At 43.8% G+C, this 15,853-nt stretch carries 12 protein-coding genes; 8 read left to right on the top strand and 4 right to left on the bottom strand.

Annotated features, from left to right (window positions below; all coding sequences use genetic code 11):
• Nucleotides 1–39: 39 nt before the first annotated feature.
• Nucleotides 40–531, top strand: a complete 492-nt coding sequence (locus tag K1F36_RS16110; protein WP_220114753.1) for a GNAT family N-acetyltransferase — start codon at nucleotides 40–42, stop codon at nucleotides 529–531.
• On the opposite strand, the gene K1F36_RS16105 is transcribed toward K1F36_RS16110, so the two are convergent.
• The 3 genes from K1F36_RS16105 to K1F36_RS16095 all read right to left on the bottom strand — a co-directional run bounded on the left by K1F36_RS16105 (nucleotide 528) and on the right by K1F36_RS16095 (nucleotide 4,188).
• Nucleotides 528–2,348, bottom strand: a complete 1,821-nt coding sequence (locus K1F36_RS16105) for a GNAT family N-acyltransferase (RefSeq protein WP_220114752.1) — start codon at nucleotides 2,346–2,348, stop codon at nucleotides 528–530. The genes K1F36_RS16110 and K1F36_RS16105 overlap by 4 nt on opposite strands.
• Before the next feature lie 78 nt (nucleotides 2,349–2,426).
• Nucleotides 2,427–3,677 carry an aspartate kinase gene (locus K1F36_RS16100; protein ID WP_220114751.1) on the bottom strand — a complete coding sequence of 417 codons (1,251 nt, stop codon included), beginning with the start codon at nucleotides 3,675–3,677 and terminating at the stop codon, nucleotides 2,427–2,429.
• A gap of 28 nt (nucleotides 3,678–3,705) precedes the next feature.
• Complete coding sequence (locus tag K1F36_RS16095; protein WP_220114750.1) at nucleotides 3,706–4,188, bottom strand: GNAT family N-acetyltransferase; 483 nt, start codon at nucleotides 4,186–4,188, stop codon at nucleotides 3,706–3,708.
• A gap of 111 nt (nucleotides 4,189–4,299) precedes the next feature.
• Here K1F36_RS16095 and fbp point away from each other — a divergent pair, with 111 nt between their 5' ends.
• On the top strand, nucleotides 4,300–5,307 hold the full coding sequence (fbp, locus tag K1F36_RS16090) for a class 1 fructose-bisphosphatase (protein WP_220114749.1): 1,008 nt from the start codon (nucleotides 4,300–4,302) through the stop codon (nucleotides 5,305–5,307).
• On the opposite strand, the gene K1F36_RS16085 is transcribed toward fbp, so the two are convergent.
• Nucleotides 5,304–5,732 (bottom strand): tellurite resistance TerB family protein, encoded by a 429-nt coding sequence (locus K1F36_RS16085; RefSeq protein ID WP_220114748.1) that lies wholly within the window; start codon nucleotides 5,730–5,732, stop codon nucleotides 5,304–5,306. The genes fbp and K1F36_RS16085 overlap by 4 nt on opposite strands.
• 90 nt (nucleotides 5,733–5,822) lie before the next feature.
• Here K1F36_RS16085 and K1F36_RS16080 point away from each other — a divergent pair, with 90 nt between their 5' ends.
• The 6 genes from K1F36_RS16080 (at nucleotide 5,823) to mfd (ending at nucleotide 15,851) form a co-directional block, all read left to right on the top strand.
• A complete protein-coding gene (locus K1F36_RS16080) occupies nucleotides 5,823–6,851 on the top strand; it encodes a ligase-associated DNA damage response exonuclease (RefSeq protein WP_220114747.1) in 1,029 nt (342 codons plus the stop codon).
• Nucleotides 6,848–8,503, top strand: a complete 1,656-nt coding sequence (locus K1F36_RS16075) for an ATP-dependent DNA ligase (RefSeq protein ID WP_220114746.1) — start codon at nucleotides 6,848–6,850, stop codon at nucleotides 8,501–8,503. The genes K1F36_RS16080 and K1F36_RS16075 overlap by 4 nt, the downstream gene beginning before the upstream one ends.
• Nucleotides 8,504–8,603: 100 nt before the next feature.
• Complete coding sequence (locus K1F36_RS16070) at nucleotides 8,604–8,891, top strand: GIY-YIG nuclease family protein (RefSeq protein ID WP_220114745.1); 288 nt, start codon at nucleotides 8,604–8,606, stop codon at nucleotides 8,889–8,891.
• 39 nt (nucleotides 8,892–8,930) lie between these two features.
• Nucleotides 8,931–11,393 carry a ligase-associated DNA damage response DEXH box helicase gene (locus tag K1F36_RS16065; RefSeq protein ID WP_220114744.1) on the top strand — a complete coding sequence of 821 codons (2,463 nt, stop codon included), beginning with the start codon at nucleotides 8,931–8,933 and terminating at the stop codon, nucleotides 11,391–11,393.
• A gap of 233 nt (nucleotides 11,394–11,626) precedes the next feature.
• Complete coding sequence (gene pdeM / locus K1F36_RS16060; RefSeq protein ID WP_220114743.1) at nucleotides 11,627–12,259, top strand: ligase-associated DNA damage response endonuclease PdeM; 633 nt, start codon at nucleotides 11,627–11,629, stop codon at nucleotides 12,257–12,259.
• A gap of 169 nt (nucleotides 12,260–12,428) precedes the next feature.
• On the top strand, nucleotides 12,429–15,851 hold the full coding sequence (mfd, locus tag K1F36_RS16055) for a transcription-repair coupling factor (RefSeq protein WP_220114742.1): 3,423 nt from the start codon (nucleotides 12,429–12,431) through the stop codon (nucleotides 15,849–15,851).
• Nucleotides 15,852–15,853 lie beyond the last annotated feature (2 nt).

Genomic DNA, 15,853 nt, shown 5'->3' with positions numbered 1-15,853 from the left:
TTGTTCATCGTAATATTACAATAAATACCGAAATAAAATATGGTTATCAGAAGTATGGCTCCCTCGGATTGGGAGCATGTTTCCAGAATATATCTTGAAGGTATTTCTACAGGATTTGCCACTTTCGAGACCCAAGCTCCCAAGTATCAAGATTGGGACAGGGCCCACACCAAGGAATGCCGCTTGATCGCTGAAAACGAGGGTGAAATTTTGGGATGGGCGGCACTTTCCCCCGTATCCAGTCGTTGTGTGTATGGCGGGGTCGGTGAGGTTAGCGTTTACATTTCGGACAAAAGTCGCGGAAAGGGCGTTGGAAAATTGTTGATGCAACACTTGATCGAAGAAAGTGAAAAAGCAGGTTATTGGACCATACAGTCGGGCATATTTCCCGAGAACCTGGCAAGCATCAAACTGCATGAAAAAGTAGGATTCCGATATATTGGCAAACGCGAACGTGTTGGTAAGATCCACGGGGTTTGGAAAGACAACCTCCTTTTTGAAAAACGCAGCCCTAAGGTCGGAACGGATTAGTCCTCCTCAATAGTTCCATTGCCTTCGGCCACCTTACGTTCCAGCTCTGCTTGGAACTCCTCCATAACGGGCTTTACCGTACTTTCCGGAAGGTCTGCGATACGGATGTACATTAAACCGTCCACCGAATTATTGAACAAGGGGTCTACATTGAAAGCCACCACCTTAGCATTTTGTTTGATGTATTTTTTAATCAAAACCGGCAAACGAAGACTTCCCGGTTCCACTTCGCTGATCAATTTATCGAACTTGTTCAGATCAGCCTGCGTCTCGTCAAATACAAATTCCTTGTCGGCATCCTTCAACTTTACCTTGAATTCTTTTTTAGGCCGAATATATTGTGCCACGTAGGGGTCCCAATAATTGGATTTCATAAACTCGATCATCAACGATTTGGAGAAATTGGAAAATTGGTTGCTGATACTCACTCCGCCAATCAAATATCGGTGCTCTGGATGCCTTAATGTCGTATGCACAATGCCCTTCCAAAGCAAGAAAAGGGGCATTGGTTTTTGCTGATACTCCTTTATGATATAGGCACGGCCCATTTCGATGGATTTCTCCATCATGCCATACAGTTCGGGTTCAAAACGGAAAAGGTCCTGAAGGTAAAAACCATCGATACCGTATTTGTTGAATATTTCCGACCCCAATCCCATTCGGTAGGCACCGACTATGGCCTTGGAATCATCGTCCCATAAGAACAAATGATGGTAATAAGAATCAAACTTATCAAGGTCGATGGCGTTGTTTGTCCCCTCCCCCACTTCACGGAATGTTACCTCTCGCTGGCGGCCGATTTCATTTAGGCAAAAGGGCATATCCTTGGCCTGTGCAAGGAATACCTCGTAGTTTTTACTCTGCAGCATACGGCAATCCTTTTCCCTCAGCTTTTCAATCTCACCTTCCAGCACCTTTGCACTAATCGCAGTGGCTATTTTCTTGGGCGGTTTTGGAATTTTTAGAGAAGTGGGCACCTTATCGATAAAACGCTCTTTTTCAAAAGCATTGGCCAGCAAATAGGTCTTTTTCCGGAGCAGTTCCGCAAAACCTTCCAAAGTTTCCTCCTCGTTCTGTGTGTTCACGGAGATAGGCTGACCTATCCTTACCTTGATCGGACGTCGACTCTGAGAGGTAAGCTCAGAAGGCAATTTTGCCGTTCGGAACACATCGTCGATTTTTGACAATCGATAAAACAAGCGGCTATTTTTGGCATGAAAATAAATGGGCACTACAGGCACCTCGGCCTTTCGTATCAATTTTATCGCCGCTTCTTCCCAAGGCCGGTCCACAACCAATCTTCCATCTCGGTAAGTAGACACCTCCCCAGCAGGAAAAATCCCCAAGGGATGACCGTCCCGGAGGTGCTTTAGCGCATTCTTGAAACCCACAATGCTACTCTTGGCGTCCTTGTGGTTTTCAAAAGGGTTCACGGGCATAATATAGGGCTTCAAAGGCTCTATCCTGTGCAATAAAAAATTAGCGATTATTTTATAATCGGGTCGTTCGTTCAACAATAACTTGAGCAGCAATACGCCATCAATTCCTCCTAAGGGATGATTACTGATCGTAATGAAAGGACCAGATTTTGGCAAACGTTTGATATCCTCCTCGGGAATGTCAAAATCGATTTCGTAGTGATCTAAAATGGCATCCAGGAATTCTGGACCGGAAAGGTCTTTATTTTTATCGTAAAATCTATTGATGGTACTAATTCTGGTAGCCACCATTAAAAGCCATCCTACAAAAGTGCCCAAAAAGCCATATTTGTCCAGATGGATGACTTTCGCCACCTCTTTAGCAGAAACCAAGCCCATAGAAAATGTATTTAGGTACGTGTAAAGATAGGAAATAAACCCTATAGCACTTTCTACCTAAATATTGGGCGGAAACCTTTATTTTACAACAAGTTGCACAGTTTCCTTGCCCCTTTGCTCCACTAAAACGGATTTCCCGTTTTGAAGCGATTTGACCGAATCATCATTAAAATGGCGAATGGTATAGAGGGAAACGTCCTCGTGGCAAACAACTTTAAATTTCCGCTTAAGCTCTTCCAATAAAGGTTGAAGCCCCCTGAACTTATTGTCCAAACAGACGGAAAAACTAATGGCGGAATTCTGGATCAAATCCACTTTAAGTCGATGGTCAGAAAATAGTTTGAAGATTTCGCTGATGTTATCCTCAACAATGAAGGAAAAGTCCAGAGAAGACAATTTTAGCAGGACTTGATTCTTCTTAACTATGAAGCAGGGAACTTTTGGTTCTATGCCATTTCCTTTTCCAACAGTGGTCCCTTTGTCCTTGGGATTCACAAACGATTTTACTTTCAAGGGAATTTCCTTGCGCTGTAAAGGCTGCAAGGTTTTAGGGTGAATTACCGAAGCTCCGTAAAACGCAAGTTCTATGGCTTCCCGATAAGAAATCTTGTCCAACAATTGGGCATTCTCAAAGTTTCTGGGGTCCGCATTCAACACTCCCGGAACATCCTTCCAAATGGTGACCGATTCCGCATTGAGGCAATACGCCAAGATAGCCGCGGAGTAATCGGAACCTTCCCTGCCCAACGTAGTGGTAAAGTTGTTGTCGTCGCTTCCCAAAAAACCTTGGGTAATGTTCAATTTGGAAACATCTACACGAGACTGTACTTCTTGTTGGGTTCGTTCCCAATTTACTTGAGCATCCCTATTACTGTTGTCCGTCTTGATAAGCGTTCTCACATCCAACCATTCGTTGGCAATACCAATTTCGTTTAGGTAAGCACTTACTATGGTGGTCGACAATAATTCCCCGTAGCAAACCACTTGGTCGTAAACAAAAGCATACTTGGGCGATTTGTTCCAAGCCAAAAAACCCTTTACCTCTTCAAAAAGGACTTTCACCTTGGCGTAAACGGGATGACTCAGGTTTTGAAAAAGGTCGGACAGTATTCCATGGTGGTAATCCATAACTTCTTGAATGGAGGCATTCACCTGATCCCTATCGTTAAAATAAGATTCCACCACCTTTTCCATGGCATTGGTGGTCTTGCCCATGGCAGAAATGACCACTAGTGTATCGTTGTAACCTACCTCCCGTAAAACGTTCACTACATTTTTTACCGCATCCGCATCTTTGACCGATGCTCCTCCAAACTTAAATACCCTCATGTATTTTATATTCTGATATTTGGTCGGCCTAGTTTAGGCTTTCTATATAATTTTTGATTCCTTTTTCATCCAATTGAACCACATCCCAATCTCTAAGCACATTGGCTCCCTTTTTCTCATAAAAGGCAATGGCGGGTTCGTTCCAGTCCAACACCTCCCAACAAATGCGTTTTACCCCTAATCTGGCACCATACTTCACTACTTCATCCAACAAGGCGGTCCCCAATCCACTCCCTCGCACCTTTTCAGATACGATCAGGTCTTCCAAATGAATAGCCGGACCCTTCCACGTAGAGTATCTTGGGTACACCAAAGCTATGCCGGCGATTCCATTTTGTGTATCTGCCACAAAACAATGGAACAACTTGTGATCACCGAAACCATGTTCCACTAAATCCCGCTCAGTGACTTCCACAGCATCAGATTCCTTTTCAAAATCAGCCAATTCTTGGATCAAGTTCAAAACCTGTTCCATATCCGTTGGTCGCGCTTCTCTAATTGTATATTCCATAATTGTTACAAATAAAACTCAAAGTTATAAAATTACACAATTAAAGCTCTTCGAAAACGTTGTAGTTTCACAAAATGCCCGATATTTGTCCATAAATAAAACAGTACTTCCATGTTTGAGAAGCAGCATCGCACACTCGGTGAATTTATTATCGCAAATCAAAATTCTTTTCAATACACTTCCGGGGAACTATCGAGATTACTGAACGGCATTCGACTGGCGGCAAAAGTAGTGAACCATGAGGTGAACAAAGCCGGGCTCGTCGATATCATTGGAGCTGCAGGTGAGACTAACATTCAAGGTGAAAACCAACAAAAATTGGATGTTCTTGCAAACGAAAAGTTTATTCAAACCTTGAAGAACCGTGAAATTGTTTGTGGTATTGCTTCGGAAGAAGAGGATGATTTTATCAGCATCAATAGTTTTGACAAACAGCACCAGAACAAGTATGTGGTTTTGATAGACCCTTTGGACGGTTCTTCCAACATTGACGTGAACGTATCCGTAGGAACTATTTTTTCCATCTATAGAAGAATTACACCTGTTGGAACCCCCGTTACTTTGGAAGATTTCCTTCAACCTGGCAAAAACCAGATTGCTGCTGGTTACATCATTTATGGTACATCCACCATGCTCGTCTATACCACTGGCGATGGCGTGAACGGATTTACCCTGAATCCAGCTTTGGGCACCTTTTATCTGTCCCACCCCAATATGCAATTTCCGGAAAAAGGTCAAATTTATTCCGTGAACGAAGGGAACTATATCCACTTTCCACAAGGAGTAAAAGATTACATTAAATATTGCCAAATGGAGGAAGGTGACCGACCCTATACTTCAAGATACATTGGGTCGTTGGTTTCTGACTTTCACCGAAACATGATCAAAGGTGGAATTTACATGTACCCCAAAAGCAGCAAGGCCCAAAATGGTAAGCTACGTTTATTGTATGAGTGCAACCCCATGGCTTTTTTGGCCGAACAGGCCAACGGAAAGGCCAGCGATGGTTATCAACGCATCATGGATATACAGCCCACCGAACTCCATGAACGTGTTCCCTTTTTCTGCGGAAGCAAAAAAATGGTGGAAAAGGCGGAGGAGTTTATGGCAAAGTCCTAGCTCCTGCGCTGCATCAATTCGTGGTAATCCTCGAAAGGGATTCTTCCAGTAAATATTTTGATGGATTTGTCGACGATTTCTGAAGCTGATTTTGGTGAAAAGCCAAGGCCTACAGCATACTTTTCTACAATTCTGCGCTCCTCGTCATCGATATCATGATCGGAGAAGATAATCTGAAAAAATTCGAATAGCCTCATATACCTTTGCTCACCGCTGTGAGGTGTCTCAATAGGATATTTGTTCTCTTTTTTCATCACCTCTTTGAATTCTTCCTCGGTAATGTCGAGCTTAAAGGCAAACTTTTCCAAAATGGCTTTTTCTTTTGGATTGATTTCCCCGTCTACCGCAGCCAAACTCGCCAAAGTGGCAAAATGAGCCAAATTCTTTCTATGGTCTCCGTGCTCGTAAAGATCTAAAATCGGCATATTTCAAATTTTGTGGCACAAATATAAATGTTTAATAGAGATAAAAATATTAAAAAGGGCACCAAAAGAAATTTGTAATTTACGACTGCTATGAAAACACCTTTGCTCGAATTTACCTCCAAAGGAATCTATTGTAAAAAAGCAGATGTTTATTTGGACCCCTGGAAACCCGTGGACAAGGCCATTATTTCACACGGCCATGCCGATCACAGTAGATGGGGCCATAACAAGTACATTACCCACCATAAGAATGTTCCTATCGTGAAGCATCGTTTGGGCGATATTTCCATTTCAGGAAAAGACTGGGGCGAAACATTCACGGTCAACAACGTGAAGTTCAGTTTCCATCCCGCCGGGCACATTGTGGGCTCCGCACAAATACGGGTAGAGCACAATGGCGAAGTATGGGTGTTCACCGGAGATTACAAAATTGAAGATGATGGGCTCACTACTCCATTTGAGCTTGTAAAATGTAACACCTTCATCACCGAATGCACCTTTGGGTTACCGGCATTTCGCTGGCGACCACAAAAAGAGGTGTTCAGTGACATCAACCAATGGTGGGCGCAAAACCAATCGGAAGGAAAAACCTCGGTGCTTTTTGGTTATTCCCTGGGCAAGGCACAACGTCTGATCAAACATTTGGACACTTCCATCGGAAAAATATACACGCACGGAGCCGTAGAAAACATGACCGAAGTGCTCCGACCCCTTACCGATTTACCGCCAACACATCTGATTACAAAAGAAACCAAGAAAGACGAGCTTTTGGGCAATATTGTGGTTGCTCCGCCCAGTGCCCATGGAAGTCCCTGGATCAAAAAAATGGTCCCATATGTCACGGCGACCGCGAGCGGTTGGATGGCTTTTCGAGGCGCACGAAGACGGAGAGCGATTGATAAAGGTTTTGTACTAAGCGACCATTGCGATTGGAGGGGACTATTGCAGACAATCGAAGCCACCGGTGCTGAAAAAATAATCTGCACACACGGCTACACCGACATTTTCTCCAAATATTTGATGGAATTGGGCTACGATGCCCGAACCGAATCTACGCAATACGAAGGCGAACTGTCCGAAATCAATGCTAACGAACAAGAAAAATCGAAAGCGGAATGAAACAGTTTGCCAAGCTCATAAAAACATTGGACGGCACCAACAAAACCAGCGTAAAAGTGCAAGCACTGTCCCAATACTTTAAAGAAGCGAGCGACCAAGACAAGGTTTGGACCATCGCCATACTGTCCCACAGAAGACCTCCGCGCCCCGTGAACACAACTTTGCTACGCACTTGGGCCGCTGAACTATCCCATATTCCAACTTGGCTTTTTGAGGAAAGCTATCATATTGTGGGAGATCTGGCGGAGACCATTGCCTTGGTGGTGCCCTCAACAGAAAAAGGCTCAAAAAAATCACTGACCTCCTTTTTACAGGAGATGATGGCCTTGAAACAAAAAACGGAAGCAGAAAAAAAGGAATACCTTTTTCAACACTGGACCATATTAGATTATTACGAGCGTTTTGTTTTCAACAAACTGATTACGGGCAGCTTCAGAATCGGAGTGAGTCAAAAATTGATGACCCGTGCACTATCCAAAGCCACGGGTATTGAAGAGGACATTCTCGCTTATAAACTAATGGGCAATTGGGACCCGAACCGCATCAGTTTCCACGACTTGGTTTTGGAGGAGAAAGAGAGCGATTACCTCTCCAAACCATATCCCTTCTTTTTAGCATATGCCGTTGAGGACGACGTCACAGATTTGGGTGAGGTAACCCAATGGTCCGTAGAGCATAAATGGGACGGCATTCGGTCTCAAACCATTCTACGAAATGATGAAATCTTTGTTTGGAGTCGGGGTGAAGAACTCGTCACCGATAAATATCCAGAATTTGAAGCCTTTGTGGGCAGTATTCCAAATGGGACCGTGTTGGACGGGGAGTTGTTACCGTATCCCAAAGGGGAAATCGGCACTTTTAAAGACCTTCAGACCCGAATAGGCCGCAAGAACGTTTCAAAATCATTGTTGGAAAAAATTCCTGTCAAGTTGAAAGTCTATGATATTTTGGAATGGAAGGGGAAGGACATCAGGAATAAAACGTATCTGGAGCGAAGAAAAATTTTAGAATCTATGATTTCGACTACGCTCAATAAACAGGTCACTGAGCGTAGTCGAAGTGACAAATTACCCTTACTCCTGTCCGAACGGATGCAATTCAATTCTTGGGAAGACATGGCAAAAGAAAGGGAATTGTCCAGAGAAAAACACAGTGAGGGCCTGATGCTCAAACGCAATGACTCCACCTACCAAGTGGGACGAAAAAAAGGGGATTGGTGGAAATGGAAGGTCGACCCGCTCACTATTGATGCCGTGCTCACCTACGCTATGCGGGGTCATGGTCGGCGAAGCAACCTCTTTACCGATTACACCTTTGCCCTCTGGTATGAAAATGAAGAAGGTGAAAAAGAACTGGTCACCTTTGCCAAGGCCTATTCCGGCTTAACGGACAAAGAGTTTCGACAAGTGGATGCATGGATCAAGAAAAACACGTTGGAGCGTTTTGGTCCCGTTCGGAGCGTGACCCCGCAGCACGTTTTTGAAATCGCTTTTGAAGGCATTGCTCCCTCCAAGCGTCATAAAAGTGGTGTTGCCACACGCTTTCCCAGAATTTTAAGATGGCGGAAGGACAAAAAAATCGATGAGGCCAATTCATTGGATGATTTAAAAGCACTAATCCCGAGCAAAGCGAAGGAATCCCTCAACAAATAAACCAGAAAAATTGAATTTGTAGCATAACCCCAGTAAATAGAAACCGAACAGATTATTTCAAATGCTATTGTTTGAAATTTATGTGTTTAAAACACCATCAATGATGAAAGGGTATTGTTACATCTTAACGAATAAAAATAAAACCGTACTCTATATCGGGGCCACCAATGATTTACAAAGGCGTATAGGTGAGCACAAAAACGGCAAATATGCGTATTCGTTCACAAAAAGATATAATTGCCATAACTTGGTATATTTTGAAGAATTTGACACCATAAAAGAAGCCTTTGAAAGGGAAAAGCAATTAAAAGCTGGTAATCGGAAAAGGAAGGAAGATTTGATCAATGCAACAAATCCGGATTGGAAGGATTTGTCTTTGGAATGGTAAACCCATCAATTTGACAGATTCCTTCGCTGCGCTCGGAATATGAACAGAAAAGAACTATTAGAAATAGCCGAAAATTGGTTCCAAGAACAAAACTGGAAACCATTTTCTTTTCAAAAAGAGAGTTGGAATGCCTTTTTGGAGGGCAAACATGGCCTTTTGAACGCTCCCACTGGAAGCGGCAAAACCTATGCACTTTGGTTTCCGATCGTGCTCAACTACATCAAAAACAATTCTGATTACAAGACCAAGCACAAAAAAGGACTAAAAGCCATCTGGATTACGCCATTGCGAGCACTTTCCCAGGAAATCAAACAATCCGCAGAACGCATTACCCAAGATTTGGAAACCCAAATGACCGTGGGCATTCGAACTGGGGACACATCAGCAAAAGAACGGGCAAAAATGCGAACCCATATGCCCGACCTATTGATCACAACTCCTGAAAGCTTACAGTTATTGCTCTCATCCAAAGACTATAAAAAAACATTCAAAAACTGCTCCGCCATTGTGGTGGACGAATGGCATGAACTTTTGGGCACCAAACGGGGTGTTCAAATGGAATTGGGAATCTCCCGATTAAAAACTATCTGCAAGGAATTACGCATTTGGGGCATATCGGCCACCATTGGAAATCTGGAGCAAGCTCGCGAAGTCCTGTTCGGGCCAACATCGCCAGAATTGGAAAATTCGGTCTTGGTCAAGGCCAACCTCAACAAAAAAATCACGGTGAAAAGTATTGTTCCAAAGGAAATGGAAACCTTTCCTTGGCGCGGGCACTTGGGATTACATCTTTTAGATCAGGTGGTGCCCATCATCAACAACAGTAAAACCACCTTGCTTTTTACCAATACCCGAAGCCAATGCGAAATCTGGTTTCAGAAAATCTTGGAAAAATACCCCGAGTTTGCTGGCGAAATGGCGATGCACCACGGCAGCATCAACAAAGAAACCCGATTGTGGGTGGAGCAGGCCATCCGAAACCAAAGTCTAAAAGCCGTGGTCTGCACATCGAGCCTTGACCTGGGAGTTGATTTTGCGCCTGTGGAAACCGTGATCCAAAGTGGCGGTCCCAAAGGCGTAGCTCGTTTTTTACAACGTGCCGGACGTAGCGGGCACCGACCGGGCAAAGAAAGTGTCATCCATTTCTTGCCCACGCACGCCATCGAATTGGTTGAGGCTTCGGCCATGCAAAAAGCGGTATTGAACAGCGCCGTGGAAGACCGCATACCATACCTCAACAGCTTTGATGTCCTTATTCAGTATTTGACCACTTTGGCGGTTTCCGATGGGTTTTATCCGGATGAGATCTATCCTGAAATCAAACAAACGTTCTGTTATCAGACCTTGACCGAAGAACAATGGCAATGGCTGTTGAATTTTTTGGTGATGGGAAGTCAAAGTTTGAAGAGCTACGACGAGTATAAAAAGGTGGAGATTGAAGAAGATGGCAAATTCAAAGTGAACAGCAGGGCGGTTGCTATGCGACATCGGTTTCAAATCGGGACCATTGTGGGCGATGCCACCATCTCCGTTCGCTATCAAAAAGGAGGATACATTGGCAGTATCGAGGAATATTTTATTTCCAAATTGAGTCCCGGCGACGTTTTCACTTTTGCAGGACGTAATCTGGAATTTATTAGGATCAAAGGGATGGCCGCACACGTTCGAAATTCCAAAAAGAGAACCAACAAAGTGCCCAGCTGGATGGGAGGGCGTTTGAGTTTTTCCGCAAAGATGTCCGAACTGTTGCGGCAGGAATTGTACACCGCCGAATTGGAGTTTTCGGAACAGTCGGAAGAAATACAAGCATTGCAGCCGATGTTTGCCAAGCAGCGGGAAGAAAGCATAGTGCCACAGCCGCATCAATTTTTGATAGAAACCTTTAAGACCCGTGATGGCTACCACCATATGTTTTACCCTTTTGAAGGCAGGGCCATTCACGAAGGGATGAGCAGTCTCTTGGCCTATCGCATCAGTTTGTTGATGCCGATAACCTGCTCCCTCGCTTTTAACGATTATGGGTTTGAGTTGCTATCGGACAGGGAAATCAACATTCAGGAAATTTTGGACAACAACCTTTTTACGCCGGAGTATATGTTGTCCGACCTTCAAAAAAGTTTGAACTCCAATGAAATGGCACGAAGAAAGTTCCGTGATATTGCCGTCATCAGTGGAATGGTTTTTACGGGCTATCCCGAGAAAGGAGTCAAAATGAAGCATCTGCAAAGCAGTTCGGAATTGCTGTTTGATGTGTTCCGTGATTTTGAAGATGATAATCTGCTCTATCAGCAAGCCTATAGCGAAACTTTTGAGCATCAATTGGAAGAAGGTCGACTACGATTGGCCTTGGAGCGAATTGCACAACAAGATATAGTTTGGAAACAATGCTCCCAACCTACGCCTCTCTCCTTCCCAATTATTACGGATAGGCTACGCGAAAAACTATCCAACGAAAAATTGGCGGACCGCATCCAACGGATGGTGAGTAAACTAACCAAATGACCAACAAACATCCAAGCACCTGTCATTACGTGCCCCGACACGGAATCTCTCTCATCCGAGTGATACTGGAACAAGTTCAGCATAACGCGAGAAGGTGTCATTTCGAAATGAGGAGGGCAACGACGATTGAGAAATCCCATTCATTCCAAAACACATTGAAAAAAAAGATTTCTCACGCTCCCGCTGGTCGGTTCGAAATGACAATTGAACTAAATTTGTAGTATCGAAGGCAAATGAGACAAAATATTCAAATACATAATCAAGAGTTTCAACTGCACCCTTTGGGTGGATTGTTTTGGGAGGAAAAATCACTCTTACTGATCAGTGATGTACACTTGGGCAAGGTATCCCATTTCAGAAAATTTGGAGCTGCGGTACCAAGAAAGGCCATTCACAAAAACTTTCTGCTTTTGGATAAACTCGTTTCGGATTTTCAGCCTTTTCAAATCTGCTTTTTGGGCGATCTGTTCCATTCATCGCTCAACAAAGAATGGGAATTGTTTGAGAATTGGGTAGGCAAAACACCTTCCGAAATCCTTTTGGTGGCAGGCAACCACGACATTATTGCCCCCGAAAAGTTCAAACAACTTAAGATTTCAATATTTCCAGAGTTGGTTATTGACTCTTTTTTATTGACCCATCATCCCGAAGAACGTGAGGGCTATTTTACGTTTTGCGGCCATATTCATCCTTCCATTAAACTCAAAGGTTTTGGAAGGGAACACATCAAATTGCCCTGCTTTTTTAAATCCAACAATCAAATGATTCTCCCAGCTTTCGGTCAATTCACGGGCACCCATTCCCTTGACCCTAAAGATTCGGATGAAGTTTTTGCCATTGTTGAGGATAGTATTATTAAGGTTTAGATTCTTCGCTCTCCTCAGAGTGACATAAGTAAAGACTGTTATTCCGTGCTTGACACGGAATCGTATCCGAGTGAGACGCTGAAACAAGTTCAGCGTGACGATAAGAAACTCAAAAAAACATTTTTAGTACAAGTTTTCGCGGTTTATCTTTGCCGCAAAGTTTTTTGGATTGACCAAAACCCTAATTCCCAAATTATTTGAACAGTCTCCCCAACTCGGGAAACTGAGGGAGATTATTGCCCAACCTCTCGACTCCGCTCGAAGTGATAGTCAAAAAATAAGCCTTAAAGGGCTTGTAGGTTCATCCCTTTCATTTGTGATTTCAGAAACTTTCAAGTCTGCCGAATCACCATTCTTGCTGATTTTGAACGACAAGGAAGAGGCTGCTTATCTTTTGAATGATTTGGAGCAGTTGATTGGAGAAAAAGATGTGCTTTTTTATCCCGGAAGTTATCGAAGGCCTTATCAAATCGAGGAAACGGACAATGCCAACGTACTTCTGCGTGCCGAGGTATTGAACCGCATCAATTCCAGAAAAAAACCGGCGGTAATCGTTACGTATCCCGATGCCCTTTTTGAGAAAGTGGTGACCAGAAAGGAACTGGACAGAAACACCCAAAAAATTAAATTGGGCGATGAAATCTCGTTGGATTTTTTGAACGAAGTGCTGTTTGAATATCAGTTTAAGCGGGTGGATTTTGTAACCGAACCCGGTGAATTTTCTGTTCGCGGCGGTATCGTGGATGTTTTCTCCTTCTCGCACGATGAACCTTATCGCATCGAGTTCTTTGGGGATGAAGTGGACAGTATCCGAACTTTTGATGTGGAAACCCAGCTTTCCACGGACAAGGTGAAGAAAATTACCATTATCCCAAACGTAGAAAATAAGTTTACCGAAGAAATACGGGAAAGCTTCCTAAAATATATATCCGCCAACACGGTGGTCTTTGCGAAAAACCCTGCGCTGATCTACGATCGCATTGATTCCTTTTTTGAAAAAGCTGAGGAGAGCTTTGCCAAGTTGAGTCAAGAGATCAAACACGCGAAGCCCAAGGAACTCTTTTTGGATTCAGCTTTGTTGAAAGGGCAGTTGAAGGATTATTTATGTTTTGAGATTGGTACTTCGACTCCGCTCAGCAACCAAAATACAGGAGAAATGGTCACTGAGCGAAGTCGAAGTGACATCATTCAATTCAACACCAAACCCCAGCCAGCTTTCAACAAAAAGTTTGATTTGCTCATTGAAAATCTTAATGACAATCGGGATGCGGGTTACAGCAACTATATTTTCTGCTCCACCGAGCAACAGGCTAAACGCTTTCACGACATTTTTAACGAAGTGGATGAAACGGTGCACTACCAGACCATCATTTTTCCGTTGTACCAAGGTTTTGTGGACCAGAACCTAAAGATTGCGTGCTATACGGACCACCAAATTTTTGAGCGGTACCATAAGTTCCATTTGAAGAATGGCTACGCCAAAAAGCAAGCCATCACGTTGAAGGAACTCAACAAACTGGAAATCGGCGATTATGTGACCCACATTGATCATGGTATCGGCAAGTTTGGTGGGTTGCAAAAAATTGATGTGGAGGGCAAAAAGCAGGAAGCCATCAAACTAATTTATGGCGACCGTGATATTCTCTACGTCAGCATCCATTCGCTGCATAAAATTTCCAAATACAACGGCAAGGACGGAGCACCTCCCAAAATATTCAAACTGGGTTCCGCAGCTTGGAAAAAACTAAAGCAAAAGACCAAGGCAAGGGTCAAAAAGATTGCTTTCGACCTTATAAAAGTCTATGCCAAACGGCGATTGGAAAAAGGATTTCAATATGCCCCGGACAGCTATTTACAGTACGAATTGGAAGCCTCTTTCTTATACGAGGATACTCCGGACCAAGAGAAAAGCACTCAGGATGTAAAGAAGGATATGGAGAGCGAACGCCCTATGGACCGCTTGATTTGTGGGGATGTTGGTTTTGGGAAAACAGAAGTCGCGATACGGGCTGCGTTTAAAGCCGTGGACAACGGCAAACAGGTGGCTATTTTAGTTCCCACCACGATTTTGGCTTTTCAGCATCATAGAACATTTTCCGAACGATTGAAAGAAATGCCGGTAACGGTGGATTACCTCAACCGTTTTAGAACAGCGAAGGAGAAAAGGGAGACCCTAGAGAATTTAGAAAGTGGGAAAGTGGATATCATTATTGGAACGCACCAGTTGGTCAACAAAAATGTAAAGTTCAAGGATTTGGGCTTGCTCATTGTGGACGAGGAACAGAAATTCGGGGTTTCCGTAAAAGAAAAACTGCGTTCCATCAAAGAAAATGTGGATGTGCTTACACTGACCGCCACACCGATTCCAAGGACGCTACAGTTCAGTTTGATGGCCGCTCGTGACCTTTCCGTCATCAATACGCCGCCACCGAACCGGTACCCTATCGAAAGCCACGTGATTCGATTGAATGAGGACATTATCCGTGATGCCGTGTCCTACGAAATCCAACGGGGCGGACAGGTGTTCTTCATCCATAATCGCATTGAGAACATCAAAGAAGTAGCTGGGATGATTCAGCGTTTGGTGCCCGATGCCAAAATTGGGATTGGACACGGACAAATGGAGGGCAAAAAACTGGAAACCTTGATGCTTTCCTTTATGAACGGTGAGTTTGATGTTTTGGTTTCGACCACCATCATTGAAAGTGGTTTGGACGTGACCAACGCCAACACCATTTTCATTCACAACGCCAACAATTTCGGTTTGAGCGACCTTCATCAGATGCGCGGACGTGTGGGCCGAAGCAACAAAAAGGCTTTCTGCTATTTTATCACACCACCTTATGAAGTGATGACCACCGAGGCCCGAAAACGTATCGAAGCCCTCGAACAATTCACAGAGTTGGGCAGTGGTTTCAACATTGCGATGAAGGATTTGGAAATTCGTGGTGCCGGTGACTTGTTGGGAGGAGAGCAGAGTGGATTTATCAACGAGATTGGATTTGAGACCTATCAAAAAATACTGTCCGAAGCCATAGAGGAGCTCAAGGAAAACGAGTTCAAGGAATTGTATGATGAAGTTGAGGGCGATAAGGAAAAAGTATATGTAAAAGAGATGCAGTTGGACACGGATTTTGAACTGCTCTTCCCCGATGATTACATCAACAATATTACCGAACGCTTAAACCTCTACACCCAATTGAACGATGTAGAGGACGAGGAAGGCCTACAGAAATTTGAAGCGCAATTGGTGGACCGTTTTGGCGAGTTGCCCGAGCCTGTAGTGGATTTGATGAATTCCGTCCGTGTTAAATGGATCGCCACTCACATTGGTTTGGAAAAGGTGATCATGAAGAAGGGCAAATTTATCGGTTACTTTATTGCGGACCAGCAATCCAGTTTTTACCAAAGTGCCGTGTTCACCCAAGTGCTGCAATATGTACAGAGCCATCCCCAACAGGCCAAGCTTAAGGAAAAACAGACCCGAACAGGTTTACGGTTACTGTTGACATTTGACAGAATCACTAGTGTGGACAAGGCGTTGAAGGTTTTGGCGCCTTTTACGCCACAAGAACAAAATGTTTCAGCATAGGA

This window comes from Flagellimonas abyssi, assembly GCF_019457905.1.
Classification (GTDB): domain Bacteria; phylum Bacteroidota; class Bacteroidia; order Flavobacteriales; family Flavobacteriaceae; genus Flagellimonas; species Flagellimonas abyssi.
The sequence above is the reverse complement of the archived record's forward strand: the minus strand, read 5'-3'. Positions and strand labels throughout refer to the sequence as shown.

What these genes read in the sequence shown, in the direction of transcription:
- K1F36_RS16105 (WP_220114752.1), bottom strand. Translation starts at nt 2,348, where the DNA reads ATGGGCTTGGTTTCTGCTAAAGAGGTGGCGAAAGTCATCCATCTGGAC.
- K1F36_RS16080 (WP_220114747.1), top strand. Translation starts at nt 5,823, where the DNA reads ATGAAAACACCTTTGCTCGAATTTACCTCCAAAGGAATCTATTGTAAA.
- K1F36_RS16085 (WP_220114748.1), bottom strand. Translation starts at nt 5,732, where the DNA reads ATGCCGATTTTAGATCTTTACGAGCACGGAGACCATAGAAAGAATTTG.
- K1F36_RS16065 (WP_220114744.1), top strand. Translation starts at nt 8,931, where the DNA reads ATGAACAGAAAAGAACTATTAGAAATAGCCGAAAATTGGTTCCAAGAA.
- pdeM (WP_220114743.1), top strand. Translation starts at nt 11,627, where the DNA reads ATGAGACAAAATATTCAAATACATAATCAAGAGTTTCAACTGCACCCT.
- K1F36_RS16070 (WP_220114745.1), top strand. Translation starts at nt 8,604, where the DNA reads ATGATGAAAGGGTATTGTTACATCTTAACGAATAAAAATAAAACCGTA.
- K1F36_RS16095 (WP_220114750.1), bottom strand. Translation starts at nt 4,188, where the DNA reads ATGGAATATACAATTAGAGAAGCGCGACCAACGGATATGGAACAGGTT.
- K1F36_RS16100 (WP_220114751.1), bottom strand. Translation starts at nt 3,677, where the DNA reads ATGAGGGTATTTAAGTTTGGAGGAGCATCGGTCAAAGATGCGGATGCG.
- fbp (WP_220114749.1), top strand. Translation starts at nt 4,300, where the DNA reads ATGTTTGAGAAGCAGCATCGCACACTCGGTGAATTTATTATCGCAAAT.
- K1F36_RS16075 (WP_220114746.1), top strand. Translation starts at nt 6,848, where the DNA reads ATGAAACAGTTTGCCAAGCTCATAAAAACATTGGACGGCACCAACAAA.
- K1F36_RS16110 (WP_220114753.1), top strand. Translation starts at nt 40, where the DNA reads ATGGTTATCAGAAGTATGGCTCCCTCGGATTGGGAGCATGTTTCCAGA.